Genomic DNA, 1352 nt, shown 5'->3' with positions numbered 1-1352 from the left:
GCCGGTCGCTCTCGGCCCAGTGGACCATCGCCTCCCGCACGGCCCCCGTCACGGCTGCGGTGAGGACCCGGACCTCCAGGTCGCCCGGCYCGCGCCGTGCCCGGGCCCCGCCCCGCGGACTCCGCGTCAAGGGAACCCGGGGACAAGCGGGTTGCCCCGGGCGCCGCCCGTGCCGGATCTGATGTAATCGCCTTTTGACGATCCCCCGGGGGCGGGGTCAGAGGCGGGGGGCGGCGTTGCAAGCGCTGGATGCGGCAGATCCGCGGCAGGTGGGGCGGTATCGGATCCTCGCCCGCCTGGGTGCGGGCGGCATGGGCCGGGTGTACCTGGGGCGTTCCACCAGCGGCCGGATGGTCGCCGTGAAGGTGGTGCGCGACGAGCTCGCGGAGGAACCGGACTTCCAGCGCCGCTTCGCCCGCGAGGTGGAGGCGGCCCGGCGGGTCACCGGGTTCTTCACCGCGGCCGTGGTCGACGCCGATCCCACGGGCTCCCCTGCCTGGCTCGCCACCGCCTACGTCCCCGGACTCCCGCTCGACGAGGCGGTACGCGCCCACGGGGCGTGGCCCCGGGCCTCCCTGCTCGTCCTCGGCGCCGGGCTGGTCGAGGCACTGGAGGCCATCCACGCCGCGGGGCTGATCCACCGCGACCTGAAGCCGTCGAACGTGCTCCTCGCCGCCGACGGCCCGCGGGTGATCGACTTCGGCATCTCGATCGTCGCCGAGGCCAGTGCCCTGACCCAGACGGGCATGGTGATCGGCACCCCCGGGTTCATGTCCCCGGAACAGGTGATGGGTCAGGGCGTCGGCCCCGCGAGCGACGTGTTCGCGCTGGGCGCGGTGCTGGCCTTCGCCGGCACCGGGTCGAGCCCGTTCGGGACCGGCGCCGCGCACTCGGTGAACTTCCGCGCCGTCTACCAGGACCCCGAGCTGCAGGGCCTCCCGCCGGACACGGACTTCATCCGGCGGTGTCTGCACAAGGACCCGGCGCAGCGGCCCACCCTCCCCGTGCTGCTCGCGGAGTTCGGCCGGCTGCTCGGTGACACGGGTGCGCACACGCTCGCGGGCGGGCTGCCCGAGGCGATGAACTGGCTCCCGGCGGGCGTCGCGTCCGCCGTCGCCGGACGCGACGGCACCACCCCTCCCGTCCCCGCGTCCGATCCCCGGATCGATCTCGCGAAGCGCGCCGCGGACACGCCCGCCCGCGAGCGTGTGCGCACCCGTGTCACCGAGCAGCCGGCCGAACTCCGCGAGCAGCACGGGGAGGGTGGGCCGCTGCGCCGGGTCCTTGTGCAGACACCGCCGGATGAAGTCCGTGTCCGGCGGGAGGCCCTGCAGCTCGGGGTCCTGGTAGAC

Annotated in this window: 1 protein-coding gene; it reads left to right on the top strand. The window is 75.0% G+C overall.

Features of this window, described 5'->3' with window-relative positions; all coding sequences use genetic code 11:
• Positions 1-269: 269 nt before the first annotated feature.
• A partial coding sequence (locus EAO77_RS35310; protein WP_147992415.1) for a serine/threonine-protein kinase occupies positions 270-1352 on the top strand: 1083 nt, incomplete at its 3' end.

This window comes from Streptomyces sp. T39 (assembly GCF_008042045.1).
Taxonomy (GTDB): Bacteria; Actinomycetota; Actinomycetes; order Streptomycetales; family Streptomycetaceae; genus Streptomyces.
The sequence above is the reverse complement of the archived record's forward strand: the minus strand, read 5'-3'. Positions and strand labels throughout refer to the sequence as shown.